This is a genomic window from Allobosea sp. TBD101 (assembly GCF_059817965.1).
Window position 1 is genome coordinate 2,698,709 of record NZ_CM187543.1, and the last position, 25,237, is coordinate 2,723,945.

At 66.6% G+C, this 25,237-nt stretch carries 29 protein-coding genes; 14 read left to right on the plus strand and 15 right to left on the minus strand.

The genetic code is table 11. The features are described 5' to 3' along the window. Nucleotides 1-7: 7 nt before the first annotated feature. From AC6RIC_RS13215 to AC6RIC_RS13230, 4 genes are all read left to right on the plus strand, one after another. Nucleotides 8-364 carry an ArsC family reductase gene (locus AC6RIC_RS13215; protein WP_499736480.1) on the plus strand — a complete coding sequence of 119 codons (357 nt, stop codon included), beginning with the start codon at nucleotides 8-10 and terminating at the stop codon, nucleotides 362-364. A gap of 95 nt (nucleotides 365-459) precedes the next feature. Next, entirely contained in the window at nucleotides 460-1,206 is a 747-nt protein-coding gene (locus AC6RIC_RS13220; RefSeq protein WP_499736481.1) for a hypothetical protein, read from the plus strand. A gap of 84 nt (nucleotides 1,207-1,290) precedes the next feature. Then, a complete protein-coding gene (gene tgt, locus AC6RIC_RS13225; protein WP_499736482.1) occupies nucleotides 1,291-2,454 on the plus strand; it encodes a tRNA guanosine(34) transglycosylase Tgt in 1,164 nt (387 codons plus the stop codon). Continuing rightward, entirely contained in the window at nucleotides 2,451-3,236 is a 786-nt protein-coding gene (locus AC6RIC_RS13230; protein WP_499736483.1) for a hypothetical protein, read from the plus strand. Before tgt ends, AC6RIC_RS13230 begins: the two co-directional genes overlap by 4 nt. Here AC6RIC_RS13230 and AC6RIC_RS13235 read toward each other — a convergent pair. Next, on the minus strand, nucleotides 3,150-4,139 hold the full coding sequence (locus AC6RIC_RS13235; RefSeq protein ID WP_499736484.1) for a DMT family transporter: 990 nt from the start codon (nucleotides 4,137-4,139) through the stop codon (nucleotides 3,150-3,152). The two genes, AC6RIC_RS13230 and AC6RIC_RS13235, sit on opposite strands and share 87 nt — an antisense overlap. Nucleotides 4,140-4,310: 171 nt before the next feature. Between AC6RIC_RS13235 and AC6RIC_RS13240 the strand changes: the two genes are divergently transcribed. After that, complete coding sequence (locus tag AC6RIC_RS13240; protein ID WP_499736485.1) at nucleotides 4,311-4,949, plus strand: hypothetical protein; 639 nt, start codon at nucleotides 4,311-4,313, stop codon at nucleotides 4,947-4,949. Nucleotides 4,950-4,973: 24 nt separating this feature from the next. Here AC6RIC_RS13240 and eno read toward each other — a convergent pair whose 3' ends face one another. Both eno and AC6RIC_RS13250 read right to left on the minus strand, forming a co-directional pair. After that, on the minus strand, nucleotides 4,974-6,257 hold the full coding sequence (gene eno, locus AC6RIC_RS13245) for a phosphopyruvate hydratase (protein ID WP_499736486.1): 1,284 nt from the start codon (nucleotides 6,255-6,257) through the stop codon (nucleotides 4,974-4,976). A gap of 202 nt (nucleotides 6,258-6,459) precedes the next feature. Then, nucleotides 6,460-6,783, minus strand: coding sequence for a hypothetical protein (locus tag AC6RIC_RS13250; protein WP_454656709.1), 324 nt, complete (start codon nucleotides 6,781-6,783; stop codon nucleotides 6,460-6,462). Nucleotides 6,784-7,065: 282 nt separating this feature from the next. On the opposite strand from AC6RIC_RS13250, the gene queF reads away from it, so the two are divergent. After that, the gene (gene queF, locus AC6RIC_RS13255; protein WP_293808740.1) at nucleotides 7,066-7,521 is read left to right on the plus strand and encodes a preQ(1) synthase; all 456 of its coding nucleotides are present in this window, start codon (nucleotides 7,066-7,068) and stop codon (nucleotides 7,519-7,521) included. On the opposite strand, the gene AC6RIC_RS13260 is transcribed toward queF, so the two are convergent. Beyond that, complete coding sequence (locus AC6RIC_RS13260) at nucleotides 7,506-8,729, minus strand: MFS transporter (protein ID WP_499736487.1); 1,224 nt, start codon at nucleotides 8,727-8,729, stop codon at nucleotides 7,506-7,508. The genes queF and AC6RIC_RS13260 overlap by 16 nt on opposite strands. After that, a complete protein-coding gene (gene kdsA, locus AC6RIC_RS13265) occupies nucleotides 8,722-9,594 on the minus strand; it encodes a 3-deoxy-8-phosphooctulonate synthase (RefSeq protein WP_454656711.1) in 873 nt (290 codons plus the stop codon). Before kdsA ends, AC6RIC_RS13260 begins: the two co-directional genes overlap by 8 nt. Nucleotides 9,595-9,879: 285 nt before the next feature. Here kdsA and clpS point away from each other — a divergent pair, with 285 nt between their 5' ends. From clpS to AC6RIC_RS13290, 5 genes are all read left to right on the plus strand, one after another. Further along, nucleotides 9,880-10,239 carry an ATP-dependent Clp protease adapter ClpS gene (gene clpS / locus AC6RIC_RS13270; RefSeq protein ID WP_499736593.1) on the plus strand — a complete coding sequence of 120 codons (360 nt, stop codon included), beginning with the start codon at nucleotides 9,880-9,882 and terminating at the stop codon, nucleotides 10,237-10,239. A 46-nt stretch (nucleotides 10,240-10,285) separates the two neighbouring features. After that, nucleotides 10,286-12,811, plus strand: a complete 2,526-nt coding sequence (clpA, locus tag AC6RIC_RS13275) for an ATP-dependent Clp protease ATP-binding subunit ClpA (RefSeq protein WP_499736488.1) — start codon at nucleotides 10,286-10,288, stop codon at nucleotides 12,809-12,811. Between the two features lie 7 nt (nucleotides 12,812-12,818). Then, entirely contained in the window at nucleotides 12,819-13,115 is a 297-nt protein-coding gene (locus AC6RIC_RS13280) for a hypothetical protein (RefSeq protein WP_454656713.1), read from the plus strand. Between the two features lie 148 nt (nucleotides 13,116-13,263). Further along, on the plus strand, nucleotides 13,264-13,986 hold the full coding sequence (locus AC6RIC_RS13285) for an AzlC family ABC transporter permease (RefSeq protein ID WP_499736489.1): 723 nt from the start codon (nucleotides 13,264-13,266) through the stop codon (nucleotides 13,984-13,986). Further along, entirely contained in the window at nucleotides 13,983-14,342 is a 360-nt protein-coding gene (locus AC6RIC_RS13290) for an AzlD domain-containing protein (protein WP_454656715.1), read from the plus strand. Before AC6RIC_RS13285 ends, AC6RIC_RS13290 begins: the two co-directional genes overlap by 4 nt. Before the next feature lie 185 nt (nucleotides 14,343-14,527). On the opposite strand, the gene AC6RIC_RS13295 is transcribed toward AC6RIC_RS13290, so the two are convergent. From AC6RIC_RS13295 to AC6RIC_RS13325, 7 genes are all read right to left on the minus strand, one after another. Continuing rightward, nucleotides 14,528-15,421, minus strand: a complete 894-nt coding sequence (locus AC6RIC_RS13295; RefSeq protein ID WP_499736490.1) for a sigma-70 family RNA polymerase sigma factor — start codon at nucleotides 15,419-15,421, stop codon at nucleotides 14,528-14,530. 19 nt (nucleotides 15,422-15,440) lie between these two features. Continuing rightward, on the minus strand, nucleotides 15,441-15,911 hold the full coding sequence (locus AC6RIC_RS13300; protein ID WP_499736491.1) for a carboxymuconolactone decarboxylase family protein: 471 nt from the start codon (nucleotides 15,909-15,911) through the stop codon (nucleotides 15,441-15,443). A gap of 62 nt (nucleotides 15,912-15,973) precedes the next feature. Further along, entirely contained in the window at nucleotides 15,974-16,402 is a 429-nt protein-coding gene (locus AC6RIC_RS13305; RefSeq protein WP_257731955.1) for an HIT family protein, read from the minus strand. 90 nt (nucleotides 16,403-16,492) lie between these two features. After that, nucleotides 16,493-17,269, minus strand: a complete 777-nt coding sequence (locus AC6RIC_RS13310) for a 2'-5' RNA ligase family protein (RefSeq protein WP_499736492.1) — start codon at nucleotides 17,267-17,269, stop codon at nucleotides 16,493-16,495. Beyond that, entirely contained in the window at nucleotides 17,262-18,500 is a 1,239-nt protein-coding gene (locus AC6RIC_RS13315; protein WP_499736493.1) for a GNAT family N-acetyltransferase, read from the minus strand. Before AC6RIC_RS13315 ends, AC6RIC_RS13310 begins: the two co-directional genes overlap by 8 nt. Next, entirely contained in the window at nucleotides 18,497-19,276 is a 780-nt protein-coding gene (locus tag AC6RIC_RS13320) for a glycerophosphodiester phosphodiesterase family protein (protein ID WP_499736494.1), read from the minus strand. The genes AC6RIC_RS13315 and AC6RIC_RS13320 overlap by 4 nt, the downstream gene beginning before the upstream one ends. Beyond that, nucleotides 19,276-19,749, minus strand: a complete 474-nt coding sequence (locus AC6RIC_RS13325; protein WP_454656721.1) for a RidA family protein — start codon at nucleotides 19,747-19,749, stop codon at nucleotides 19,276-19,278. The genes AC6RIC_RS13320 and AC6RIC_RS13325 overlap by 1 nt, the downstream gene beginning before the upstream one ends. Before the next feature lie 193 nt (nucleotides 19,750-19,942). Between AC6RIC_RS13325 and AC6RIC_RS13330 the strand changes: the two genes are divergently transcribed. Then, entirely contained in the window at nucleotides 19,943-20,788 is an 846-nt protein-coding gene (locus AC6RIC_RS13330) for a cell envelope integrity EipB family protein (RefSeq protein ID WP_499736495.1), read from the plus strand. On the opposite strand, the gene AC6RIC_RS13335 is transcribed toward AC6RIC_RS13330, so the two are convergent. Together AC6RIC_RS13335 and AC6RIC_RS13340 are read right to left on the minus strand one after the other, a co-directional pair. Beyond that, nucleotides 20,745-22,094, minus strand: a complete 1,350-nt coding sequence (locus AC6RIC_RS13335) for a DNA polymerase IV (RefSeq protein WP_499736496.1) — start codon at nucleotides 22,092-22,094, stop codon at nucleotides 20,745-20,747. The genes AC6RIC_RS13330 and AC6RIC_RS13335 overlap by 44 nt on opposite strands. Beyond that, a complete protein-coding gene (locus AC6RIC_RS13340; RefSeq protein WP_499736497.1) occupies nucleotides 22,091-22,381 on the minus strand; it encodes a DUF3572 domain-containing protein in 291 nt (96 codons plus the stop codon). Before AC6RIC_RS13340 ends, AC6RIC_RS13335 begins: the two co-directional genes overlap by 4 nt. Nucleotides 22,382-22,514: 133 nt before the next feature. Here AC6RIC_RS13340 and AC6RIC_RS13345 point away from each other — a divergent pair, with 133 nt between their 5' ends. Both AC6RIC_RS13345 and AC6RIC_RS13350 read left to right on the plus strand, forming a co-directional pair. Continuing rightward, entirely contained in the window at nucleotides 22,515-22,883 is a 369-nt protein-coding gene (locus AC6RIC_RS13345) for a response regulator (protein ID WP_047574547.1), read from the plus strand. Nucleotides 22,884-22,901: 18 nt separating this feature from the next. Next, nucleotides 22,902-24,278 carry a PleD family two-component system response regulator gene (locus AC6RIC_RS13350; RefSeq protein WP_499736498.1) on the plus strand — a complete coding sequence of 459 codons (1,377 nt, stop codon included), beginning with the start codon at nucleotides 22,902-22,904 and terminating at the stop codon, nucleotides 24,276-24,278. A 31-nt stretch (nucleotides 24,279-24,309) separates the two neighbouring features. Here AC6RIC_RS13350 and AC6RIC_RS13355 read toward each other — a convergent pair whose 3' ends face one another. After that, a complete protein-coding gene (locus AC6RIC_RS13355) occupies nucleotides 24,310-24,465 on the minus strand; it encodes a hypothetical protein (protein ID WP_499736499.1) in 156 nt (51 codons plus the stop codon). Between the last annotated feature and the right edge of the window lie 772 nt (nucleotides 24,466-25,237).

Sequence of the window (25,237 nt, forward strand, 5' to 3'; positions counted from 1 at the left end):
TCGCGACGTGGCTATCACGATCTACGGCATCAAGAACTGCGACACGATGAAGAAGGCGCGCGTCTGGCTCGATGGCCACGGCGTCGCGGTCGCGTTCCATGACTACAAGTCGAGCGGGATCGACCGGGCTTCGCTTGAACGCTGGGTCAAGGAGCACGGCTGGGAGACGGTGCTGAACCGCGCCGGAACCACCTTCCGCGCGCTGCCTGACGCCGAGAAGCAGGGGCTCGATGCCGGGAGGGCGATCGCGCTGATGTTGGCGCAGCCCTCGATGATCAAGCGGCCGGTGCTCGACCTCGGCAAAGGCAAGACGATCGTGGGCTTCAAGCCGGAGATCTACGAGGCGGCGCTGGGGCGAAGCTAACGCTGAAAGCGTTATCCGGATCTTTGCAGCGCCTGCGTAGTTTTAGTGGCTGCTGCAAGGGCTGCTTGGAACGTTGCGCCTTATGATGCGCAGCCATGTTGGTTCGACGTTCCCCGGCGCACAGCGCTTTGCCCTCGGTGTCTTACGGTCCGTTTCGCCAGATGGAGGCGGTGCCGTGGCTGATGCTGGCCGCGTCAATGCGGATTGTCGCCTTCGCGGGCGGGCTGATCGCTGTGCCGGCGCTCATCATCGCGAATGTCGCATTGCTGCTGGCATTCGTGATCGTGGCATGGCGTATGGTGCTGATCAGCGACGGTCAATCCGGTCTGGGGCAGCTCGCGTTCTCGCAGCAACTCAGAATGACGCGCCATGTGCTGCTGCCCATACTGGGACTTCTGGTCGTGGCGACGGTGGCCGCGGCAGCATCGGGGCTATTCACCCGGCCCGGGACATTCATGCTCGGCTTCGATGGCATCGCGTTCGATCAGCATACGCATGCCGGTCGCGTCTGGAGCGGTTTCGTCGCCGCAATCGTGCTGCTGATGGTCCTGCAGGTCGATGAGAGCGCGAAGCCGAGTCTCTTTCGCGCCATGCGGGAGTTCATGCGGCGCATTCGCTGGCTGCTGCCCGGCGTTCTTCTGGTTGGTGCCTCCGCAATCCTCCTGGCGCCGATCCAAGGCTGGTTCCGGTTGTGGATCCGCGATATCTGGCTGGGGCAGGGCGTGCCCATCGGGGTCAAGGCGCTGCTGTCTCTCAGCTACGTCGTGATCTTCGCGACGCTGCGGCTTTGGCTGACGGTTGCGATTTTGGTCTTTGCGCTGCGCCAATCGTACCGAGCCTGACCGCTTGCCGACAGGCGACTTGAGCGGAGCGCTTCTGCGTACATGGCCTTTCGCCCAGCGGGGGGATGCGCTACCTCGCAGGCCATGACCGTTCAGCCCCATCCCGCGCAGCCCGAGATCGCTGCCACACCCGAATTCACCTTCAAGGTCGCCGCCCGCGACGGCGCCGCGCGCACCGGCGCGATCAGCATGCCGCGCGGCGTCATCCGCACGCCGGCCTTCATGCCGGTCGGCACCGCCGCGACCGTCAAGGGCATGTATCCCGAGCAGGTGAGGGCGCTCGGCGCCGATGTCGTGCTCGGCAACACCTATCACCTGATGCTGCGGCCCGGCGCCGAGCGCGTCGCCCGGCTCGGCGGCCTGCACAAGTTCATGAACTGGCCGCACCCGATCCTGACCGATTCCGGCGGCTTCCAGGTGATGTCGCTGTCGCAGCTCCGGAAGCTGACCGAGGAGGGCGTGACCTTCCGCTCCCATATCGACGGCTCGAAGCATGTGCTGACGCCGGAGCGCTCGGTCGAGATCCAGAACCTGCTCGGCTCCGATATCGTGATGCAGCTCGACGAATGCGTGGCGCTGCCCTGCGAGGAGAAGGTCGCCGAGAAGGCGATGCGCCTGTCGCTGCGCTGGGCCGAGCGCTGCAAGACCGCGTTCGGCGATCATCCGGGCCGGGCGCTGTTCGGCATCGTGCAGGGTGGGGACGTGCCGCATCTGCGCGTCGAGAGCGCGCGCGAGCTCGCCGCCATGGACCTCAAGGGCTATGCGGTCGGCGGGTTGGCGGTCGGCGAGCCGCAGGACGTCATGCTGGCGATGATCGAGACGGTCGAGCCGCATCTGCCGCAGGAGAAGCCGCGCTACCTGATGGGCGTCGGCACGCCCGACGACATCGTGAAATCGGTGGCGCGCGGCATCGACATGTTCGATTGCGTGATGCCGACGCGCGCCGGCCGCCATGGCCAGATCTTCACGCGCTTCGGCCGGATGAACCTGAAGAACGCCAAGCACGCCGAGGATTCCCGCCCGATTGACGAGCAATCCTCCTGCCCGGCCGCCAATCGCTGGTCGCGCGCCTATCTGCACCATCTCGTCAAGGCTGAGGAAATGCTCGGCAAGATGCTGCTGACCTGGGTGAACCTCGCCTATTACCAGGATCTGATGGCGGGCCTGCGCGCCGCGATCGCTGCCGGGCGGCTCGACGATTTCATCGCCGAGACCCGCGAAGGCTGGGAAAGGGGCGAGCCGGCTTGAGCACGGGCCTCGCCCTGCTGCCTCTCAAGATGACGCTCGCGGCCTGCGTGGTCGTGAGCTGTTCGATGCTGGCCGAGCGCGCCGGGCCGTTGATGGCGGCGATGATCGCGACCCTGCCGATCTCGCTCGGACCGGTCCTCGTCTTCCTGGCGCTCGACCATGGCCCGGACTTCATCGCGGGCGCCGCGCTCGGCACGATGAATGCCAATGCGACCCATGCCAGCTTCGTGCTGAGCTATGTCTTGCTCGCCCAGCGCCATGGCGTGCTCGTCTCCCTCGGAGGGGCGCTGGCGATCTGGACGATGCTGCTGCTGGTGATTCGCAGCATGGCGCTGTCAGTTGTTCCGCTCACGGTGCTGACGGTGCTCGCCCTGTTCGTCGTGCACCTGCTCGTGCGGCCTTATCTCAAGGTCCGGGCCAAGCCGCCGGCCGGAATCTCGCGCCATGCCATTCCGATCCGCGCGGCTTGCGTCGCGGCGCTGGTCGGTATCGTGACCGGCCTCAGCGAGCGCGTTGGGCCGCAATGGTCCGGCATCCTTGCTGGCCTGCCGATCATCCTGTCGAGCCTGATCGTCATCCTGCATACCCGCGCAGGTGGCCCGGCCGCGGCCGCGGTCATCGGCAGCAGCGCGCTTGGGTTGCTTGGAGCCGGGCTGGGGCTGGCGGCGGTGCATCTCGCCGCCGTGCCCTGGGGCTCATGGACGGCGCTGGGCCTCGGTCTCGCCATCGCGGTTGTCTGGAACCTGATCCTGCTCGGGCTGGCGCGCCGGTCGGCGCCATGATGCCACGAACAGGCCGCCGATGATCAGCACGATGCCGACGAGCTGAAGCGAGGACGGGATTTCGCCCAGCGCGGGAATCGCGAGCAGCGTGCCGGTGACCGGGATCAGCGGCGGGAAGCGCCCGACCACGGACGGGCCCAGCACATGTGCCGCCCAGCCCCAGACCCAGAGCCCGACGATGACGTTGAGAACGCCCTGGTTGAAGCCGTGGAGCGCGAGCACCCACCAGGGCGCGACGTCGAAGCCGCGGAAATAGAACAGGAAATAGACCGGCAGGTAGACGAGCGACAGGACCGAGACGATCGCCGTCGCGTTCAGGCCGTCGACCTGCCAGCGCTGGATCATCAGGGGATAGAAGCCCCAGAGCAGGCCGACGCCGAGAAAGCAGAGATCACCGCGCAGGGTCATGGCGTTCGCGCCCGCGCTGCCGGCGATGCCGAGGCAGATCAGACCGGCGAGCACGCCGGCGACGCCGACCATGAGCCGCCCGGTCAGGGCGGCGCCGAACATCACGACCGAGCCGATGATGCCGATCAGCGTCACCGTGCCCGGCCCGATGGTGGCGCCGTGCGCGGCGGGCGCCATGGTGAGACCGGTCAGCATCAGATAGGTCATCGGGAAGCCGCTGCTCAGCGTCAGCCAGAGACCGCGCTTCCAGCCGACACCGCCGCAGGAGGCCAGGCCCGGCCGCAGGAAGATCGGCAAGAGCAGCAGGCCGGCGGTGGCGAAGCGCAGCGCCATCAGGTCATGCTGGGTCAATCCGTTCAGGACGGCATGGCGGCTGATGACGAAATTCGAGCCGTAGATCAGCACGGCCAGCAGCATGCCGAGCGCCGCGAGGCGCTTGCGGCGGCGCACCCTCGCATCCGTCTCGTGCAGGGCAGCGGGAGCGATCTGATCCATGGCCTCTCTCTACCGCCGCGCCACCGGGCCGGTTACGGGGCGGCACGCATGGCGCCCGCGCGTGCCGCGGCAGACCGTATTTGCGCCCCGTTTCGGCCCTGCTGGCGCCCAGACGCGACGGCTTGCTTGCGCGGCAACATGCAAGGGGCGCAGCAATGTGGAGCGCAACCGATGCCGACAGATTCTGATTTTCCCGCCCCGACCACGATGGCGGCCAGGTTGGGGGGCGATCTCCTGCTGACGTTGGGCGTCGCCACGGCGACCGCCTTGCTCGTGATGGTGCCGACGCTCATGTCCGATGCGGCGCCCGATCGCGCCAGGGCATCGACCCTGACCCTGCTGCGCGATGGCAAGATCGGCGACCGGTTGGCGGAATTCGCATCGGTCGGCGAGGAGGATTTCTCGGTGGGGCGCCCGCTCACGCCGGCCGCCCTGGCGATGCCGATGACGCTCGCATGGCCGGAGCAGGGTGATTGGACCCCGCCCCGGACGGTCGTTGCTCAAGCGAAGGCGCCGGCCGTAGCCAGCGCGGTTACGCTGCCGCCGCGTCGTCTGGCGGTGCTGTCCGAGAAGAAAGGGCAGGGGGCGGCCGCGCCGCTGGTGATCCTGCCTCCGGCGGCCATGGCCAGCGTGGATACGGCGCAGGCGATGGAAGCGTCAGGCGGCGAGGCCGGCGATACATCGCTGCGGCAGCTTGTGGTCGCGCCGGCGATGAAAGTTGTCGATGTGGTGTCCGGTGCTGCCGGAAGCGTGCAGGCGGCAGGGTCATGGACCCTGACGCAAGCGAACGGCCTGCTGCCGCGCTGGTGAGCGCGGCAGCTTGAGACTTATCGATCAGGCCAGAGCCTTCAGCGCGTTGCGGCCGGCATAGACGGCTTGCGCGCCCAGCTCTTCCTCGATGCGCAGGAGCTGGTTGTACTTCGCGGTCCGGTCCGAGCGGGCGAGCGAGCCGGTCTTGATCTGCCCGCAATTGGTGGCGACGGCGAGGTCGGCGATGGTCGCATCCTCGGTCTCGCCCGAGCGGTGCGACATCACGGCGGTATAGCCGGCGCGCTGCGCCATCTCGACGGCGGCCAGCGTCTCGGTCAGGGAGCCGATCTGGTTGACCTTGACCAGGATCGAGTTCGCCGTCTTGCTCTTGATGCCCTGCGACAGGCGGGTGACGTTGGTGACGAAGAGATCGTCGCCGACGAGCTGGCACTTCGAGCCGACGAGATCGGTCAGCGCCTTCCAACCCTCCCAGTCATCCTCGGCCATGCCGTCCTCGATCGAGACGATCGGGTAGTTGCCGACAAGCTTGGCGAGATACTTGGCCTGGGCCTTCGGATCGCGGGTCTTGCGCTCGCCTTCGTAGACGTAGGAACCGTCCTTGAAGAACTCGGTCGCGGCGCAGTCGAGCGCCAGCGCGACGTCCTGGCCCGGCTTGTAGCCGGCGGTCTCGATCGCCTGCATGACGAAGTCGAGCGCAGCCTCGGCCGACTTGATGTTCGGGGCGAAGCCGCCCTCGTCGCCGACATTGGTGTTGTGGCCGGCGTCGTGCAGCTTCTTCTTCAGGGTGTGGAAGATCTCCGCGCCCATGCGCAGGCCTTCGGCGAAGGAGGTCGCGCCGATCGGCATGACCATGAATTCCTGGAAGTCGATCGGGTTGTCGGCATGGGCGCCGCCATTGACGATGTTCATCATCGGCACGGGCAGGACGCGGGCCGAGGTGCCGCCGACATAGCGGTAGAGCGGCAGGCCGGAGGCTTCGGCCGCGGCCTTGGCGACGGCGAGCGAGACGCCGAGGATGGCGTTGGCGCCGAGCTTCGACTTGTTCGGCGTGCCGTCGAGCTCGATCATCACCTGGTCGATTGCGGTCTGGTCCTCGGCGTCCATGGCGACGATCGCCTCGGCGATGGCGACGTTCACCGCCTCGACCGCCTTGAGCACGCCCTTGCCGCCATAGCGGGACTTGTCGCCGTCGCGCAGCTCGACCGCCTCATGCGCGCCGGTCGAGGCGCCCGACGGAACGGCGGCGCGGCCCATCGAGCCGTCTTCCAGCACGACATCGACCTCGACCGTCGGATTGCCGCGGGAATCGAGGATCTGGCGTCCGATGATGTCGATGATCGCGGTCATGGCAGGCTCCGGGAGAGGCGGGGCGGGATGGATAGGGCGCTTCTAGCCAAGAGCCTGCCGCGGGGAAAGCCTCAATCCGCAGGTTCTTGACGGTGCGGCAGCGGTCTGATGGCGCGCGGCTTGCGGATTGTCCGGGCGTTCAGACGCTTCGTCCCATCGGGAAACGATCATGTTCCAGACCATGCCCATGCGCCGCCGGCCTTCACTCAACTCTGTCCTGTTCTGGTCCGGCCTCACCGTGCTGTGGTGGGTGGGGCTTTGCCTCGCTGCGGGGCGGCCGGTCTGGTTCTGGTAGGTCCTGGTCCTCGTCCGGCAGCCCGAGATAGCCGCCGAGCAGGAAGCCGGCCTGCAGCGCGAAGAGATAGCCGATCCAGACGAGGACGACGAAGAGGCCGAACTCGCCGCGGATGACCCATGTCGGAAAGATGACGAGCGTGACGGCGACGCTGGCCAGGACGATTGCCGGATAGCCGTAAGACAAGCCGATCAGCAGGCCCATCAGAAATAATATGCCGGCAATGATCATGTAGCTTGGTCTAGGCTTCTGATTTCGTGAGATCGACCTAGATCTTATGACGCGATCACGCAAACAAGCGTGTGGAAGATCGGGAGATATTTAAGAAAACTATCGAATATGATCGTATAAAATTTGATTATTATATCGATCGTTTTATTTACGAACGGACGGAAGCTCCTGCTGCTGCGCGCAGCAGGATGCAGGGCAGATGCTGTCCGGTCTTCGAAACGGCGGCAGTTCCCATGTCGGCCGGAGATGCTCTAGAACCCCGCCCAAATGCAGGAGCATCCCATGACCATCGACGCCTCCACCTTGCAGCTCGGCCAGAGCAGCGCCTTGCCCGCCTCGCCGGAGGAGGCACGACTCGACCGCGTGCCTAATCCGCATGCCGGCACGAACTACCTCGCCCGTTTCACCTGTCCGGAATTCACCTCGATCTGCCCGGTCACCGGCCAGCCCGATTTCGGCATCCTCGTCATCGATTATCTGCCGGGGCAGTGGCTGGTCGAATCGAAGTCGCTGAAGCTCTATCTCGGCTCGTTCCGCAACCACGGCGCCTTCCACGAGGATTGCACCGTGTCGATTGGCAAGACGCTGGTCGATCTGCTGGAGCCGGAATGGTTCCGCATCGGCGGCTACTGGTATCCGCGCGGCGGCATTCCGATCGACGTGTTCTGGCAAACAGGCGAGCCGCCGAAGGGCCTCTGGCTGCCCGACCAGGGCGTTGCGCCCTATCGCGGGCGGTGAGCCTCCGCCGCGCCGAGCATCGGCAGGATGCGCGGCGCGGCAAAGCCGAGCAGCCCGATCCCAACGGCAAAAAGGGTGACGGCGCCGGTCGTGCCGAACAAGTGGAGCGCGGTGCCCATCAGCACGGGACCGAGCGCATGGCCCGCAAACAGCGAGCAGGCGAACAGAGAGACCGCCGAACCACGGGCGCCGGGCGCGAGTTCGGTGGCCTGCGCCTGGAACGTGCCGTGCATCAGGAAGAAACCGAAGCCGTTGATGACGAAGAACGGCACGGCGCTCCACCACGGCAGGAAGGGCAGCGCAAACAGCCCATAGCCGATCGCCATGAGAACGCCGCCGACGACCGGCATGCGGGCAGGGCCGATCCGATCAACCAGGATACGGGTCGAGAGACCGTAGATCAGCCCGCCGATGCCGGTTCCGGCGATGACCAGCCCGGCAAGCGAGGGGCCGACCCCGGCGCGCTCCTGCAGGATTGCGGCGACGAAGGGCGGCATGCCGAAGATCAGGCTGCCTTCGGTGATCACCAGCGCATAGAGAAGCTTCGAGCGCGGGTTCGAGAAGACGGCCGCGTAACTCGCGATCGCTCCGCCCAGGGTCGGACGGCGGCGCACCGCATTGGCGCGCGGCCGCATCGTCAGGGTCAGCATCAGGAAGGCGAGCGCGGCAATGCCGCCTGCCATCAGGAAGACGCCCCGCCAGCCGGCATATTCGGCGATCACGCCGGAACAGGCGGCGCCAGCCATCTGGCCGAAGATCATGATGACGGTGAAGCGGCCGAGCGTGATCTGGCGCTGAGCCATCGTCGCGCGATCGCCGATCGCGGCCATCGCGATCGGGATGATTCCGCCGGCGACGATGCCGCTCGCAGCACGCAGCGCGAGCAATACCTCGTAGTTCGGCGCGAAAGAGCAGGCGATCGACAGCAGGGTCAGGAGGGCGAGGCAGGTGCCGATCGTGCGGATCTTGCCGACTGCGTCGGCGATGGGGCCGAGGACCGGCTGCCCGAACGCGTATGAGAAGGAGAACGCTGTCGCCATCACCGCGATCTGCGCGATCGAGCGACTGAAATGGTCGGCGAGGGTCGGCACCAGCGGGTCGATGAGCCGCATGGTGAAGGTCGAGGCGAAACCGCAGGCCCCGAGGACGAGAACGAGCGTTCCTAGCGATGTCGCCGATGGTTCCTTCAGCGACGCGGGATCAGACATAGGCGAGCGCCGCCGGGGCGGTGCGCGACTTGGCCAGGCGGTCGAAGCCCTGCAATTCGGCGATCAGGCCCTTGAACTCGGCGAGCGGCACCATGTTGGGGCCGTCCGAGGGCGCCTTGTCGGGATCGGGATGGGTCTCGATGAAGAGGCCGGCGACGCCGACGGCGACCGCCGCGCGAGACAGCACCGGCACGAATTCACGCTGGCCGCCGGTCGAGGCGCCCTTGCCGCCGGGCTGCTGCACCGAATGGGTGGCGTCAAAGATCACCGGCGCGCCGATCTCGGCCATGGTCGGCAGGGCGCGCATGTCGGAGACCAGCGTGTTGTAGCCGAAGGAGGCGCCGCGCTCGGTCAGCATCACGTTCGGGTTGCCGCTCTCGGTCACCTTGGCGGCGACATTGACCATGTCCCAGGGGGCGAGGAACTGGCCCTTCTTGACGTTGACGACGCGGCCGGTCTTCGCGGCGGCGACGAGCAGATCGGTCTGGCGGCACAGGAAGGCCGGGATCTGGAGGATGTCGACGATTTCGGCCACGGGCGCGCACTGGTCGGCCTCGTGCACGTCGGTCACGACCGGCAGGCCGGTGCGCTCGCGAATCTCGGCATAGACGGGCAGGGCGGCCTTCATGCCGATGCCGCGGGCGCCCTTGACGCTGGTGCGGTTGGCCTTGTCGAAGGAGGCCTTGAAGACAAGGCCGATCTTCAGCTCGTCTGCGATCTCCTTGAGCGCCAGCGCGCATTCGAGCGCGTGATCGCGGCTTTCCATCTGGCAGGGGCCGGCGATCAGGGCGAGCGGCAGCGCATTGCCGAAGCGCACGGGGCGGGCGAGATCCTCGCCGATGGTCACGATGGCGTTGGGAGTCATGGTGGCGTCCTTGTCCAGCGGGCTGCCGGGCTTAAGTCCGCCGGCACGGCCGGGTCAAGTCGGGGCTGCCTTGCGGAGAGCTTATCGGCCATGCTTGCCGCGAACGGGCTGGCGAAGCAGGAGCGAGGTCTGTAAATTCACAGGCGAAGCACTATCTCGGATGACGATGCAGGATCGGATGTGGATACGGCGCGGACGGGAATGATGCAGTCAGGCCAGGACAAGGCAAGGCAGGCAGGGCGTCCGGTGCGCGCCGGCGGCGGGTTGGTGATGACCGGGCTGGCCATGGCCGATCGCCCCAAGCGCGGCCAGCCACCGAGCGATGGCAGCGGGCGCGAAGGCGGCGGGCGCGAGGGCAGCGGCACTGCGGTCCTCACCCGGACGCGGACGCGCAAGCCCAATCTCTATCGTGTCCTGCTGCTCAACGACGACTACACTCCGATGGAGTTCGTCGTTCACGTTCTGGAGCGGTTCTTCAACAAGGATCGCGCCGAAGCCACGCAGATCATGATGCATGTGCATCAGAACGGCGTCGGCGAATGCGGCGTCTTTACCTACGAAGTCGCCGAGACCAAGGTTACGCTCGTCATGGATCTGGCGCGCAAGCACATGCATCCGCTGCAATGCGTGATGGAGAAGAAGTAGTCTTGGGTCATCGAGTTCTTTTGGAAATCAGATAGGAGCGCGCCCCTTGCCGAGTTTCTCGCGCAGTCTCGAACAGGCGCTTCACCGGGCTCTGGCCCTCGCCAATGAGCGCCGTCACGAATACGCCACCCTCGAACACCTCCTGCTCGCGCTGGTCGACGATCAGGACGCGGCCGCGGTGATGCGCGCCTGCAGCGTCGATCTCGACCTGCTCAGGCGCAATCTCGTCGATTACATCGACGCGGAGCTGACCAATCTCGTCACCGACGGACGTGACGATTCCAAGCCGACCGCCGGCTTCCAGCGCGTCATCCAGCGCGCGGTGATCCATGTCCAGTCCTCGGGCCGCGAGGAGGTGACAGGCGCCAATGTGCTCGTCGCGATGTTCGCCGAGCGTGAGAGCCACGCCGCCTACTTCCTGCAGGAGCAGGACATGACCCGCTACGACGCGGTCAACTATATCAGCCACGGCATCGCCAAGCGCCCCGGCGCGAGCGAAAGCCGGCCTGTCCGCGGTTCCGAGGAGGAGGGCGAGCCGCAGCGCGAGCAGCGCTCCGAGCAGGGCCAGGCCGAGGACAAGGACAAGAAGAAAAAGGAAAGTGCGCTCGACGCTTACTGCGTCAACCTCAACCGCAAGGCGAGGGACGGGCGCATCGACCCGCTGATCGGCCGCGAGGCCGAGGTGCAGCGCACGATCCAGATCCTGTGCCGCCGCCAGAAGAACAATCCGCTGCTGGTCGGCGATCCCGGCGTCGGCAAGACCGCGATCGCCGAGGGCCTCGCCCTCAAGATCACGCGCGGCGAGGTGCCCGAGGTGCTGGAGGACGCGACCGTCTTCTCGCTCGACATGGGCACGCTGCTCGCCGGCACGCGCTATCGCGGCGATTTCGAAGAGCGCCTCAAGCAGGTGATGAAGGAGATCGAGCAGCACCCGAAGGCGATCATGTTCATCGACGAGATCCATACGGTGATCGGCGCCGGTGCGACCTCGGGTGGCGCTATGGACGCTTCCAACCTGCTGAAGCCAGCGCTTGCCTCGGGCTCGCTACGCTGTATCGGCTCGACCACCTACAAGGAATACCGCCAGTATTTCGAGAAGGACCGGGCGCTGGTGCGCCGCTTCCAGAAGATCGACGTCAACGAGCCGTCGGTTCCGGACACGATCGAGATCCTGAAGGGGCTGAAGCCCTATTTCGAGGAGTTCCACAAGCTGCGCTACACCAACGACGCCATCAAGGCGGCGGTGGAGCTCTCGGCCCGCTACATCCATGACCGCAAGCTGCCGGACAAAGCGATCGACGTGATCGACGAGACCGGTGCCTCGCAGATGCTGGTGACCGAGTCCAAGCGCAAGAAGACGATCGGCGTCAAGGAGATCGAGGCTGCGGTCGCAACCATGGCGCGCATCCCGGCCAAGACCGTCTCCAAGGACGATGCCGAGGTGCTGCGCAATCTCGAGACCACGCTGAAGCGCACGGTCTACGGCCAGGAGAAGGCGATCGAGGCGCTGTCCTCCTCGATCAAGCTCGCCCGCGCCGGCCTGCGCGACGGCGAGAAGCCGATCGGCTGCTATCTCTTTGCCGGCCCGACCGGCGTCGGCAAGACCGAGGTCGCGCGCCAGCTCGCCTCCTCGCTCGGCGTCGAGCTGATCCGCTTCGACATGTCCGAATACATGGAGCGCCACACCGTCTCGCGATTGATCGGCGCGCCTCCGGGCTATGTCGGCTTCGACCAGGGCGGCCTGCTGACCGACCAGATCGACCAGCATCCGCATAGCGTGCTGCTGCTGGACGAGATCGAGAAGGCCCATCCGGACCTGTTCAACATCCTCCTGCAGGTGATGGATCACGGCAAGCTGACCGACAATAACGGCAAGCAGGTCGATTTCAGGAACGTCATCCTGATCATGACGACCAATGCCGGCGCCGCCGATATGGCCCGCAACGCCTATGGCTTCACCCGCACCAAGCGCGAGGGCGACGATACCGAGGCGATCAACAAGCTGTTCGCGCCGGAATTCCGCAACCGGCTCGACTCTGTCATCTCCTTCGGCCATCTGCCGAAGACGGTGGTCGCCCGCGTCGTCGACAAGTTCGTGCTCCAGCTCGAAGCGCAGCTCGCCGACCGCAACGTCACGATCGAGCTCTCGGACGAGGCGCGCGAGTGGCTGGTCGAGAACGGCTATGACGAGGCGATGGGCGCCCGGCCGATGGCGCGCTTGATCCAGCAGACGATCAAGACGCCGCTCGCCGACGAGGTTCTGTTCGGGCGCCTGAAGAGCGGCGGCGCGGTCAAGGTCGTCGTCGTCCAGTCCGAGACCGGCATCAAGGTGCTCGGCCTCGAGTTCCCGGACGGGCCGGCCAAGCCCAAGCCGGAGAAAGATGTCGCGGCGGCGACCGCCAAGCGCGTTCCGAAGCCGCGTGCGAAAACTGCGGCTGCCGGCAAAACGACCAAGACTCCGCCGCGGCGAGGGCCTAAAGGTAGCGGCACTCCAGATGGGACAGGTGGCGCGCCGAAGGCCTCGGCCAAGGGCGTCCGCACCGTGCCGAAGGTTCCGCTGACGAAGGCCTGAGAACGTGTTGTTCAAGCGCAAGACCGCGAGCCTCGCCGCCGATGGCGGCGAGGTGCTTCAGGAGGCACCCGTGGCGCCCACCGCCCCGGCGCGCCCGAAGAAGGAGAAGCTCGGCTGGTTCGAGAAGCGGGACCGGCGTCGCCGCCGCCGCAAGATCTTCGAGGAAGTGCTGGGCTGGATCCTGGTGCCGGCCTTCGGCTACCTGATCTATCTCGGCGTGCAGGCCGTCGGCGGCATCCCCAAGGAACTGATCGAGTTCGCCAACGAACTCATCGCCATCGCGATGAAGGGCGGTAAGGGCTGACGGTCAGCGCCGACGCTCCTGCATCAACCGCAGAGCGGACCGGCTTGCCGGTGGCTATGCAAGCGTCGGGCGCATGGACGATAGAGGAACTGACCGGGCACTCTTCCGGGCCGGAACCTGTGTCGAACCATCCCGCAGCAATGACCTCATGAGCGTATCCGCTGACTGGAGCTGGCAGCGCGTCGCGCTGGCCGGCATGCGCGATGCGCTGATGCTGCCGGCCTGGATCGTCGGCTTCGGGCTGATCGGCATCGGCTCGCTCGCGCGCGATGTCGGCTATCCCGTCGATGTCGCCGTGCTCTCGACCATCCTGGTCTGGGCCGGTCCCTCTCAGGTCTTGTTCTTCGCCTCGATCGCGGCCGGAGCCGCCTGGAGCGCGATCGTGATCGCGATTGCCTTCGCCTCGCTGCGCTTCCTGCCGATGACGATGGCGATCCTGCCGCTGCTGCGCCGGCCCGGCCAGAGCGTCTGGCAGCAGGTTCTGCTCGCCCACTACGTTGCGGTCACCGCCTGGAGCGAGGGTTTGCGGCGCCTGCCCGGCATCGCGCCGCATCAGCGCGTGGCCTATTTCCTCGGCTTCGCCAATACCTGCATGGCGGTGAGCTCGCTCGGCACCTTTGCTGGGTACTACCTGCTCGGCGCGCTGCCGGTTCCCTTCGCTGCCGGCCTGTTGTGCCTGACGCCGATGTTCTTCCTGATCTCGCTGCTCGCCGGCCTGCGCCATCGCGGCGATGTGGCGGCTCTCATCCTCGGGCTCGCCTTCGCGCCCCTCTGCCAGCGCTTCATCGGCGGTGGCTTCGACCTGATCGTGGCCGGACTCGTGGCCGGAACCCTGGCCTTCCTCATCGGACGGAAACGGAAGTCGGCATGACCCAGCCGATCGCCATGCTCGACGGGCCGCTCTGGCCCTATCTCGCGCTCTTGCTCTTCGCCGTGCTGCCGACGGAGATCTGGCGCTGGCTTGCGGTCGGCTTCTCGCGTGGGCTCTCCAACGATTCGCCGCTGCTCGAATGGGTGAGGGCGGTCGCGACCGCGCTGCTCGCGGGGATCGTGGCCAAGCTGATCGTCTCGCCGCCGGGCGTGCTCGCGGCGGCTCCGGGCTGGGTGCGCGTCGCGGCGCTGGTGGCCGCGGCCGCCGTCATGCTCGTCGACAAGCGCCGGATGATGCTCGCGGTGCTCGCCGGCGAGACGGTCCTGATCGGCGGCGTCTGGCTGTTCGCGGCCTAGGCATACCCCTTGTCATTCCGGGGCTTCGCGTAGCGAAGAACCCGGAACCCACGACCGGGTGCGCGGCCAGCAACCGAACACAGGATGTCTCACCCGGTCGTGGGTTCCGGGCTCGCGCCTGCGGCGCGCCCCGGAATGACAAGGGTGGCGCTGGCTAGGAGTGACTTGGCACTTGTCCCCTTCGCTTAGACTTCCGCCAGCAGCCGGCGGACATGGCCGAGCTTGTCGGGATTGCGAATGATGTAGATCGCGGCGACTGCCCCGTCGCGGATATCGAGCGCCATCGCCTGGGCTGTTTCGCCGCGCTCCAGGCTGACATAGCCGGGCAGGCCGTTGATCATCACGAATTCATAGCGTGTCGTGGCGCGAGCCTCGCGCTCGACATGGCGGCTGATGCCGGCGAAGAAGCGGCCGATCTTGTCGCTGCCGAGGATCGGGTTCAGCACCGAATTGACCTTGCCGCCGCCATCGGCGCGCAGGATCGCGTCATGGGCCAGCATGCTTTTCAGGATCGTGGCATCGGTGCTGTGGGCGGCCTCGAAGAAGGCTTTTGCATAGCGCCGGGCGTCGTCGGGCGAGAGCGGGTGGCGCGGGCCGTCCTCCTCGCGGGCATGGCGGCGCGCCCGTGAGACGAGCTGCCGGCAGGTGGCCTCACTGCGCCCGAGCGTGTCGGCGATCTCGGAAAAAGGCTGGTCAAAGACGTCGTGCAGCAGGAAGGCGGCGCGCTCCAGCGGGGAAAGCCGTTCCAGCGCGAGCTGGAGCGCATAGGGCACGTCGATCGCTTCGCCGGCACTCGGGGCAGCGCCGATCGTCTCGATTAGGGGCTCCGGCAGCCAGGCGCCGACATAGGTCTCGCGCTTGCGCCGGGCCGACTTCATCAGGTCGAGGCAGAGCCGCGTCACCACGCGCCCGAGCCAGGCGCGCGGGTTCGCTATCGCCTCGGGCGCGGAGTCGTGCCAGCGTAGCCATGCATCCTGCACCACATCCTCGGCATCGCTGAGCGAGCCGAGCATGCGGTAGGCGAGGCGGATCAGGTAGGACCGGTTGGCCTCGAAGGGGCTGGCAGGCGCGCCCGTCATGCGCGCCGGGGCGGTGTCATCAGGCGGCGGCCTCGGTCTTGCGCGGCCGGTCGGCCGGGTGGCGCGTGCGGAAGCCGACATTGATGCGGTTCCAGGTGTTGATGGCGCCGATCGCGAAGGACATGTCGACCATGTCCTTCTCGCTGAAATGCTCCTTCAGCTCGGCATAGGCCGCGTCGCTCGGGCTGCGCTCGGAGGCGCGGGTCAGTTCCTCGGTCCAGCGCAGGGCGGCACGCTCGCGCGGCGTATAGAGCTCGGACTCCTCCCAGGCGTTGAGCAGGTTGATGCGCGCCTCGCTCTCGCCGGCCTTGCGTGCGTCGAGCACATGCATGTGCAGGCAATAGGCGCAGCGGTTGATCTGCGAAGCGCGGATCTTCACCAGCTCCATCAGGCTGTGCTCGAGGGTCGAGTTGTTGACGTAGTCCTGCAGGACCAGCATCGCCTTGTAGGCTTCGGGCGCGATCTGGAAGGCGTTGAGGCGTTGGCTCATGACTGTCTCCATCGGTTGATGACGGCAAGACGATCGAGCCGGCCTCGTTGTGACATGGCCCCTCAGATTTTTTTCAGGGCCTCGCGGATTTTCTCGGCATTGCTGGCCAGCACCTCGTTCTTCTCCATCGCGCCGGTATGCGGGCGGAGCGCCACGCCCTCGAAGCGGGGCATGACGTGGACATGGAGATGGAACACGACCTGGCCACCGGCGGCCTCGTTGAACTGCTGGATGGTGACGCCCTCGGCCGAGAAGGCCGCCTTCACGGCGCGCGCCAGCTTCTGCGTGGTCAGCGCGACCGCATTCAGCGCATCGGCGGGCGCGTCGAAGACATTGCGGCAGGCGGCCTTCGGGATCACCAGAACATGGCCGTCGGCGCGCGGCATGATGTCCATGATCGCGAGCGTCTCGCCATCCTCGTAGACAGTGTGGGAGGGCAGTTCGCCGCGCAGGATCTTGGCGAAGACGTTGGATTGATCATAGGCGGTCATGGCGGGTCCGGCAGGGTCGGAAATGGGTAGGCGCAAGCTGCGGCGCCCCGGCCGAGGCGTCAAGGCCGCGGGCCGGCTGATGGCCCCGCCTCAGGCGCTGAGCGGCAGCACCGTCTCGACATGGGCGTCGAGCACGAGGTCATCGCTGGCGCCCATCACCTGAAGCTCGCTCACGGTGAGACGAAGCAGGGACTTGCTCCACCAGCGTGCGACGATCTCGGCCAGCGCCGCGGTTTCGGCGGCATCGAGATCGTCGGTGAGGTTGTAGAGGCCGACGAGCCAGAGATCGCCAGGCGTCCGGCCGAAAGCCGCCTGCACTTCCTGCAGCGCGTTCCGCCCGGCGCGCTTCTCCGGATAGACCGGGAGATAGAGCCGGCCGCAATTGACGTTGCCGGAGAAGAGACCGCGCAGTTCCACCGTGAAGGGCTCAATTCGGCGCAGGGTTTCGCGCGTCTCCGCCGTGATGGCTGGAGCCTCGGCAAGGCTGAGCGAGCCGCAGACCGTCGCATGCAGGCGGCCCTGCCGCTTCGGCAGGATGTTCCAGGCGATCTTGCCGGCGAAGGGCGCGGCCTTCAGCTCGGCCTCCAGTGCGAGGAAGGCCGGAGAAGCGCGCAAGGCGCGGTCTTCCAAAGGCAGGACCAGCGAGTAGACCACAGGGTGGCGGCCCATCTCGTAGAACTTGCCTTCGCGCCGGGCGATGATTCCGGGATGCTCCGGCGCGACCAGAGGCAGATGTGCCAGCCGGTAGCTTTCGTCGAGGGTGAGCGGATTCGTGAAGTCGGTGAGGCTGCGGCGATAGCCGAGTTCGCCGTCCTCGCAGAAGATCGGCGCGGAGGAGGTGGTGGTCGCAAGCGCGGCGTCAGTCATCGGCGGTATCCGTCTTGCGGAAGGGGCTTTCGGCTGCCAGCGCTTCCCGCGCCGCCGCGATCTGCTCGCGCTCCTGCGCGAGATAGGCGGCGACGGGCCGGCGCAGGCCGGGATCGGCGATATGGTGCAGCGAGCGGGTGATGACCGGCCGGTAACCGCGGGCCAGCTTGTGCTCGCCCTGCGCGCCGGCTTCGACGCGGGCGAGGCCGTGGGCAATCGCATAATCGATGGCCTGATGGTAGCAGACCTCGAAATGCAGGAAGGGGTGATCCTCGATGCAGCCCCAGTTGCGGCCGTAGAGCGTGTTGGCGCCGCGGAAATTGATGGCGCCGGCGATATGGCGCCCGGCTCGCTTCGCCATCACCAGCACGATGCGTTCGCCCATCGCCGCGCCGACCGCCGAGAAGAAGGCGCGGTTGAGATAGGGCCGGCCCCATTTGCGCGAGCCGGTATCCTCGTAGAACGAGAAGAAGTCGTCCCAGACCGCCTCGGTGAGGTCGTTGCCGGAGAGGACCTCGATCGTGATCCCGGCAGAGAGCGCCTCGCGGCGCTCGCGCTTCAGCACCTTGCGCTTGCGCGAGGCCAGCGTCGTGAGGAAATCGTCGTAGGTAGAAAAGCCTTCGTTCTGCCAATGGAATTGCAGGTCGTTGCGCTCGATATAGCCGGCCTCTTTTAGCGCGGCGATGCCCGGTTCCTGCGCGAAGGTGACATGGACTGAGGATGATTGCGTCTGCCCGCGCAGCGCTTCCAGCCCATCGATCAGGGCGGCGCGGGCTTCTTCGGCGCGTGGGCTATCGGCGACCAGCAGGCGCGGGCCGGTCGCCGGGGTGAAGGGCGCAGCGACCTGGAGCTTGGGGTAGTAGCGTCCGCCGGCGCGCTCGTAGGCATCGGCCCAGCTATGGTCGAAGACATATTCGCCCTGGCTGTGGCTCTTCAGGAAGCTGGGCGCCGCCGCCAGGAGCTGGCCAGCATCGTCCTCGACGAGGAGATAGGCCGGCGACCAGCCGGTGCGGCCGCCGGTGCAGTGGCTCTCCTCCAGCGCCATGAGGAATTCATGGCTGACGAAGGGATTGTCCCGGTCGAGCGCGGGATCGCCGGGGCGCGCGGCGGGGGCCGAGATGGCGTCCGCCAGCGCATGAGGGTTGGCGCAGGCGTTCCATGCGCCTGCGGGGACGGCCTTGAGGGAGGTCGCGACACGAACGGTGAGATCGCCGCCCCCCGCTTCGCTCAAGGGCGGAAGCCCTCGAAGACCATCTGGTCGGCCATGGCCGCGGCCCGCTGCCGCTCTTCAGGCGTGCGCACTGTCCAGCTCACCAAGGGCAGGCCCAGCGCGTTGCGGCAGAGGTAAGGAGCTGCGCTGTCGAGGTCGGTGACCTTCCAGGAGATGAAGTCCGGCCGGCTCTCGGTGAAGTGCAGGAGATTGGCGAGGGCATGTTTCCGCTCCGGCGACAGGCTGTCGTAATCGCCGTAATCATAGGCGTTCATCGCCACGATGCCGCGCGGAATCTCCGGCGCAAGCTCGCGCAGAGCCGTCACGATCGCGGGATCGAAGGACTTGATCACGATCGGATGGTTCCTGTAGCCCGCGACGATTTTCGCGGTCCGCTTGGTCAGGGTCAGGTCCCCGTCGAAACGGCTCTTGATCTCGATCACCAGCGGAACGCGTCCGCCGATCAGGTCGAGGAAGGCCGAGAGCGTCAGGATGGGATCGCTCGACCCCTTGAGCGTGATCGCGGTGAGCTCCGCCGCCTTACGAGCGACGACGGCGCCGGTCTCGCCTGTCAGGCGATCAAGCACGAAATCATGGAACACGACCGCCTCGCCATCGGCGGTGAGCTGGACGTCGCATTCGATGCCGAAACCGCCGGCAATCGCTGCGGTAGCGGCGGAGGGGCTGTTCTCGATCACGCCGGCTGCCAGATCATGCAGGCCGCGATGCGCGATCGGATTCGCCACCAGCCAGCCCAGATCGGGCCGGCCGGGGTTTTTGAGCGTCCCTGCGGACATCAGGCGATCTCGAACATCGCTTCGACTTCGACGGCGGCATCGGCCGGCAGTTCGGCGACGCCGACGGTCGAACGGGCATGGCGGCCCTTGTCTCCGAGCACTTCGACCATCAGGTCCGAAGCGCCGTTCATGATCGCCGGCAGCGCGGCGAAATGCGGGGCAGCGTTGATGAAGCCGCCGAGGCGGACGCAGCGCACGATGCGGCCGAGATCGCCGCCGAGCGCGGCCTTGGCCTGGGCGAGCACGTTGATGGCGCAAAGGCGGGCGGCCTCCAGGCCGGCCTCGTTGAAGATCTCGGCGCCGAGCTTGCCCTTGTGCTTGTCGGAAAGCTTGCCGTCGAGGCCGAAGCAGATCTGGCCGGAGATGACCAGCAGGTTGCCGGTGATCACATAAGGCACGTAGTTGGCGATGGGCGCGGCCGGGCTCGGCAGGGTGATGCCGAGTTCGGCGAGGCGGGTATCGACGACGTTCATAAGCTTGGCTCCGCGAGCGAGGCAGGGTGCCTTCGGGCAAGTCTTTCATGGCCGAAGCCAGCGGGCCTCGCAAGCATCGGGACATGTTGCGCGGGCAGGGCCGATGCGACGGGCAGGAGCAGCCCGCCGCCATGTTTGCGCCATTGCCGCGATGCACCTAGATTTCGCACAGGTCACAACGGACAAGCGGCGCATGAACGAAACAGTCTCGAAGCTCGCGACCCAGGCGAGCGGGGTTCTCGCGGGGACGCTGGTTCTGGCCGCGATGCCGGCCTTTGCCCAGGCCGCGTCGGAGCGGGTGGTGCTGGCACCGCATCGTGCGGTCTATGACCTCGTGCTCGACAGCGGCAAGCCATCCGGCAATATCGAGACGGCGAAGGGCCGCATCGCCTTCGAGTTCACCGGCGATGCCTGCGAGGGTTATGCGCTGTCCTTCCGGCAGGTCACGCAGCTCGGCACCGAGGCCGGGCCGCGCCTGATCGACGCCCGCACCACCAGCTTCGAGGCCGGGGACGGCGCGAATTACCGCTTCAAGACCGAAAGCACCGCTGCCGGCGCCAAGCCAGACATCGTCGACGGCACGGCCCAGAAGAGCAATGGCGGCTACGAGGTGAAGCTGCGCCAGCCCAAGGCGGAGACGCATCGCGAGAGCAACGACGCGCTCTTTCCCAACGCGCAGATGAAGGCCGTGATCCAGGCGGCCCGCGCCGGGCAGAAGACGCTGAGCGTGCGCCTCTATGACGGGGCGAACTCCGGCAAGGAGGTCTATGACACGCTCTCGATCATCGGGAAGCGCATCGAGGCCGAGCCGGCCGAGAAGCCGCTGCAGCGCCCCGAATTCGGGAAGATGGCGCGCTGGCCGGTGACGATCTCCTATTTCAAGGCGGGCTCCGGCGAATCGACGCCGGCCTACAGCATCAATTTCGAGCTCTACGAGAACGGCATCACCGGGGCGATCCGGCTCGATTACGGCTCGTTCGCGCTGCGCGGCACGCTCACGCGTCTGGATCTTCTTCCTCAGGAGCCTTGCGCGAAGTAGCGGGTTCCGACGCGCGGCGCTGCGGCAACCTCAGGCTCAGCCCCTTGCCGATCGCCTCGTCGCCGAAGCGGGCGCGCAGCTTGTCGAGCGCGCCCTCCATCGCCTTCAGGCGCGGTGTCGCGGTGTCGGCGAGATCGCCGTGGTCGGCGGCTTCCGGCGGGCTGAAGTCGCTCGCACCGATGCCGATCAGGCGATAATGCGCGCCGTTGCACTCGCGCTTCAGCAGGTCGCGCCCGGCGGTGAAGAGGCGGGCCGCGAGCTGCGTCGGCTCCGGCAGGCGAGCGGCGCGGGTGACGATGTGGAAATCGGCGGTCTTCAACTTCAGGGTGATGGTTCGCCCCGCAAGCTCCTGCGCCTTCAGGCGTTTCGAGGTCTTCTCGCAGAGACGCCACAGGATCGGCTCCAGCTCCTCGAAGCGGGCGAGGTCGACGTCGAGCGTGGTCTCGCTTGAGACGCTCTTGGTTTCGCGCTCCGGCGTGACCTGGCGGGCGTCGATGCCGTTGGCGAGGTTCTTCAGGCGCGGGCCGTCCTTGCCGGCAAGCTTGAAGAGCTTGTCGACGGGTGCTTCGCGGAGGTCGCCGATCAGCTTGAAGCCGCCTTCGGCCAGCTTCGCGACGCCTGCCGGGCCCATGCCGGGAATGAGGCTGATCGGCTTGGTCGAGAGGAAGGCTATCGCCTCGCTCCGCCCGATGATCGAGAAGCCGCGCGGCTTGTCGAGGTCGGATGCGACCTTGGCCAGGAACTTGGCATAGGACAGCCCGACCGAGATGGTGATGCCGAGCTCGGATTCGACATGCCGGGCGAAGCGCGCCAGCGTCACCGCCGGGCTGGCATGGTGCAGTCGCTCCGTGCCGGAGAGGTCGAGAAAGGCTTCGTCGATCGAGAGCGGCTCGACCAGCGGCGTCAGTTCGCGCATGAGCTGGCGGACCTGGCGGCCGACCGAGACATATTTCGCCATGTTCGGCTTGACCACCACGGCCTCGGGGCAGGCCTTCAGCGCCTTGAACATCGGCATGGCCGAGCGCACCCCATAGGTGCGGGCGATATAGCAGCAGGTCGAGACGACGCCGCGCTTGCCGCCGCCGACGATCACCGGCTTGTCCTGCAGGGCAGGGTCGTCGCGCTTCTCGATCGTGGCGTAGAAGGCGTCGCAATCGATATGGGCGAGGCTGAGTGAATCGCGCTCGGCATGGCTGAGAAGCCGCGGCGAGCCACAGGCCGGGCAGCGCTTCAGCGCTGCGCCTGTGTCGTGGTCCACGAGGCAGTCGCGGCAGAGCCAGCGCGGCGAGGGCGCGCCCGTGCTCACGGAATGTCGTCCGGCTCCGGCCCGGCGAGGACGCGCCTGGCATCGGCGACGATTTCGGGATTCAGCCTTAAATTCCCGGCAAACTCCAAAAGGAGCGAATCGCTGCTGCCGATATGCTCCAGCACCGCGGCCAAAAAGCCGGGTTCGCCGGCGGCCTCGCGCAGATTGGCCGGGTTGAGGCCGGTCACGCTCAGGAAGGGCTCGATCCGCTCGGGTTCGGAAGCCAGGAAGGCGAGGGCCTGGAGCGCGAGCGTCTCGGCCTGATCGGTGGTCGGTCGTCGTATCATGAGGGCCTTGAGTCACGTATCCGGTTTGCGTTTCGTCAACTGCTCGCGTGTTACGCAATCATCTGATGACGCCGCCAATTTGGAAAGCCCGCCTTCGGCATGGGCCTTCCCGGCGCGAATGAAGGGCGGCCCGATGAAGACGGTTCTGATCGTCGAAGACAACGAGCTCAACATGAAGCTCTTCAACGATCTGCTCGAAGCCCATGGCTATGCGACGCTGAAGACGTCGGATGGCATCGAGGCGATCGAGCTGGCGCGGACGCATCACCCCGCCCTGATCCTGATGGATATCCAGCTTCCGGAGGTCTCCGGGCTCGAAGTCACCAAATGGATCAAGGAGGATGACGACCTGAAGGCGATCCCGGTCGTCGCGGTCACGGCCTTCGCGATGAAGGGCGACGAGGAGCGGATCCGGGAGGGCGGCTGCGAGGCCTATCTCTCCAAGCCGATCTCTGTTGCCAAGTTCCTGGAGACCGTTCGCACCTATGCCGGCGCGGCCTGAGCCGGCGAAAGCAGAGCCATGACTGCCCGCGTCCTCGTCGTCGACGACATCCCCGCGAATGTGAAGCTGCTCGAAGCGAAGCTGTCGGCCGAGTATTTCGGCGTGGTCACGGCGACGAACGGGCGCGATGCAATCGCGCTCTGCGAGCGCGGCGAGGTCGATATCGTCCTGCTCGACGTGATGATGCCGGGCATGAACGGCTTCGAGGTCTGCCGGCGGCTCAAGGGCGCGCCCGCGACCGCGCATATCCCCGTCGTCATCGTCACCGCGCTCGACCAGCCCCGCGACCGCCTGCAGGGGCTCGATGCCGGCGCCGACGATTTCCTGACCAAACCGCTCGACGACACCGCGCTCTTCGCCCGCGTGCGCAGCCTCGCCCGCCTGAAGGCGATGACCGACGAGTTGCGCAGCCGCGCCGTCGCGTCCGTTCGGCTGGGCATCGCCGATCCGCTGGTGACCGCGGCGGCCGAGACCGGCCTGAATGGCCGCATCCTCGTGATCGAGGATCGCCCGGCCGCCGCCGAGCGCGTGCAGAGCGCGCTTTCGGCCTTCCATGCCGTGGAAATCGAGGGCGATGCCCAGCAGGCGGTGATGCGGGCCGCCGAGGGCGATTTCGACGCCGTCGTCATCAGCCTCGGCCTGCAGGGGCAGGACGGCCTGCGCTTGTGCAGCCAGCTCCGCTCGCTGGAGCGCACGCGCAACATCTCCGTGCTGCTGATGGGCGAGGCTGAAGATCGCGAGCGCATCCTGCGCGGGCTCGAGATCGGCGCGCATGATTTCCTGCTCCGCCCGATCGACCGCAACGAGTTGCTGGCGCGTGCGCGCACCCAGGTCCGCCGCAAGCGCTTTACCGAGCGGCTGCGCGACAGCGTGCAGTCTTCGATGGAAATGGCGGTGATGGACCAGCTCACCGGGCTGCATAACCGCCGCTTCATGGACAACCGGCTCGCCGTGATGTTCGACGAATCGGCGCTCAGGGCCCGATCGCTGTCGCTGCTTGTGCTCGACATCGACCATTTCAAGGCGGTGAACGACAGCTGGGGTCATGATGCCGGCGACGAGGTCCTGCGTGAATTCGCCGACCGGGTCCGTGCCTGCACGCGCGGCATTGATCTCGTCGCGCGCATGGGCGGCGAGGAGATCGTCGTCGTGCTGCCCGATACCGGGCGCGATGCCGCCTCTCGCGTGGCCGAGCGCATCCGCGAGCGGGTCGAGCGCTCGCCCTTCGCGATCCAGAACAACACGCGCGACATCAAGGTCACGGTCTCGGTCGGCGTCGCTAACCGGCGCGCCGGGGACACATCCTCCGCGGATATGATGAAGCGCGCGGACGATGCGCTCTATCGGGCCAAGGCCAATGGCCGCAACCGCGTGATCGTCGCCAGCGCGGCCTAGACGCGCTTGAGTGGGAAGACCGCTGGGGAGGTCAGAATTCGGGCGGCCGGGAGCGGGCCGTCGCGAAGGCAGCCCCGACGACGAGGATGACCGCCACCAGCAAATAGGCGGGAAGCGCGAGCCAAAGGGGCCAAAGCAGCCACCACCAGGGGATGTTGACGAGGCCGAGCACGTTCAGGGCTGCCATGAGGAGCGTCAAGACAAGGCTGGCACGGCACCCTTGGACGATCATCGCTCGGTTCCGATCCGCAGCGTTTGCAGGAGATTCTGCCTGGAAGCCCGTCAACGATAGGTTTCAGTCGTGGCATTATACGCCAGGTCAGTGATTTCGGCTCGCGCGGTCACCGTGTTGTGAAGCCCGCGGGTCGGAAGGGGGCAAGTTCGGACGTTGTCCCCCATGAGCGACATGGCCGCCCTGGAAGGCCGGCTGTCGAACGCCCGTCAGGCGCTTGCTTGCCCCAGTAATCCCTTCATGCCGACCAGTTGCCGATCCCGCATCGTCAGGTTTGCGCGGCGTTTTCGGGAATTGGCTCGAAAGCAGACGAGGTAATCTTAGCGGGTAGGGTTAATGATCGGTAAAAGAGGGCGATCGGTTGGATTTGATTGATTCAGATCCTGTGCATTGTAGAGGTTATATAACGCAGCGATCGCAGAGATCGCTCTCGAACGCCCCTCGGGTGCTCAGGTCCGCCGCATCTCCTGGGAAACCGAAGGGCTCGGCCGGTCGGTGATGGAATTCTGGCCTCCTCAGAACCGTCGCTGGCCGGCCACCTCGCATTGCCAGAATCCGTTCCGGGTACGTGCATTAATACTTAGCGTTTCTATCGTGCCCTGGCCGGGTGGCGCCTCTTCCTCTTCGCGAGCAGGAAGCTATCACCGACACGCTGCGGTGGTTCACGATTCCGTCTGCCGATACACCGGCCCCGACCTCCGTGGGCAGGCCTGGTAGCCGCGCCGCG

Coding starts and splice junctions, on each gene's coding strand:
- AC6RIC_RS13235 (WP_499736484.1), bottom strand. CDS start 4,139: ATGGATCAGATCGCTCCCGCTGCCCTGCACGAGACGGATGCGAGGGTG.
- AC6RIC_RS13330 (WP_499736495.1), top strand. CDS start 19,943: ATGAACGAAACAGTCTCGAAGCTCGCGACCCAGGCGAGCGGGGTTCTC.
- queF (WP_293808740.1), top strand. CDS start 7,066: ATGACCATCGACGCCTCCACCTTGCAGCTCGGCCAGAGCAGCGCCTTG.
- AC6RIC_RS13250 (WP_454656709.1), bottom strand. CDS start 6,783: ATGATCATTGCCGGCATATTATTTCTGATGGGCCTGCTGATCGGCTTG.
- AC6RIC_RS13305 (WP_257731955.1), bottom strand. CDS start 16,402: ATGACCGCCTATGATCAATCCAACGTCTTCGCCAAGATCCTGCGCGGC.
- AC6RIC_RS13345 (WP_047574547.1), top strand. CDS start 22,515: ATGAAGACGGTTCTGATCGTCGAAGACAACGAGCTCAACATGAAGCTC.
- AC6RIC_RS13285 (WP_499736489.1), top strand. CDS start 13,264: ATGAGCGTATCCGCTGACTGGAGCTGGCAGCGCGTCGCGCTGGCCGGC.
- tgt (WP_499736482.1), top strand. CDS start 1,291: ATGACCGTTCAGCCCCATCCCGCGCAGCCCGAGATCGCTGCCACACCC.
- AC6RIC_RS13220 (WP_499736481.1), top strand. CDS start 460: ATGTTGGTTCGACGTTCCCCGGCGCACAGCGCTTTGCCCTCGGTGTCT.
- AC6RIC_RS13300 (WP_499736491.1), bottom strand. CDS start 15,911: ATGAGCCAACGCCTCAACGCCTTCCAGATCGCGCCCGAAGCCTACAAG.
- clpS (WP_499736593.1), top strand. CDS start 9,880: ATGGCCGATCGCCCCAAGCGCGGCCAGCCACCGAGCGATGGCAGCGGG.
- AC6RIC_RS13350 (WP_499736498.1), top strand. CDS start 22,902: ATGACTGCCCGCGTCCTCGTCGTCGACGACATCCCCGCGAATGTGAAG.
- kdsA (WP_454656711.1), bottom strand. CDS start 9,594: ATGACTCCCAACGCCATCGTGACCATCGGCGAGGATCTCGCCCGCCCC.
- AC6RIC_RS13310 (WP_499736492.1), bottom strand. CDS start 17,269: ATGACTGACGCCGCGCTTGCGACCACCACCTCCTCCGCGCCGATCTTC.
- AC6RIC_RS13260 (WP_499736487.1), bottom strand. CDS start 8,729: ATGTCTGATCCCGCGTCGCTGAAGGAACCATCGGCGACATCGCTAGGA.
- AC6RIC_RS13295 (WP_499736490.1), bottom strand. CDS start 15,421: ATGACGGGCGCGCCTGCCAGCCCCTTCGAGGCCAACCGGTCCTACCTG.
- AC6RIC_RS13340 (WP_499736497.1), bottom strand. CDS start 22,381: ATGATACGACGACCGACCACCGATCAGGCCGAGACGCTCGCGCTCCAG.
- eno (WP_499736486.1), bottom strand. CDS start 6,257: ATGACCGCGATCATCGACATCATCGGACGCCAGATCCTCGATTCCCGC.
- AC6RIC_RS13320 (WP_499736494.1), bottom strand. CDS start 19,276: ATGTCCGCAGGGACGCTCAAAAACCCCGGCCGGCCCGATCTGGGCTGG.
- AC6RIC_RS13240 (WP_499736485.1), top strand. CDS start 4,311: ATGCCGACAGATTCTGATTTTCCCGCCCCGACCACGATGGCGGCCAGG.
- AC6RIC_RS13355 (WP_499736499.1), bottom strand. CDS start 24,465: ATGGCAGCCCTGAACGTGCTCGGCCTCGTCAACATCCCCTGGTGGTGG.
- AC6RIC_RS13325 (WP_454656721.1), bottom strand. CDS start 19,749: ATGAACGTCGTCGATACCCGCCTCGCCGAACTCGGCATCACCCTGCCG.
- AC6RIC_RS13290 (WP_454656715.1), top strand. CDS start 13,983: ATGACCCAGCCGATCGCCATGCTCGACGGGCCGCTCTGGCCCTATCTC.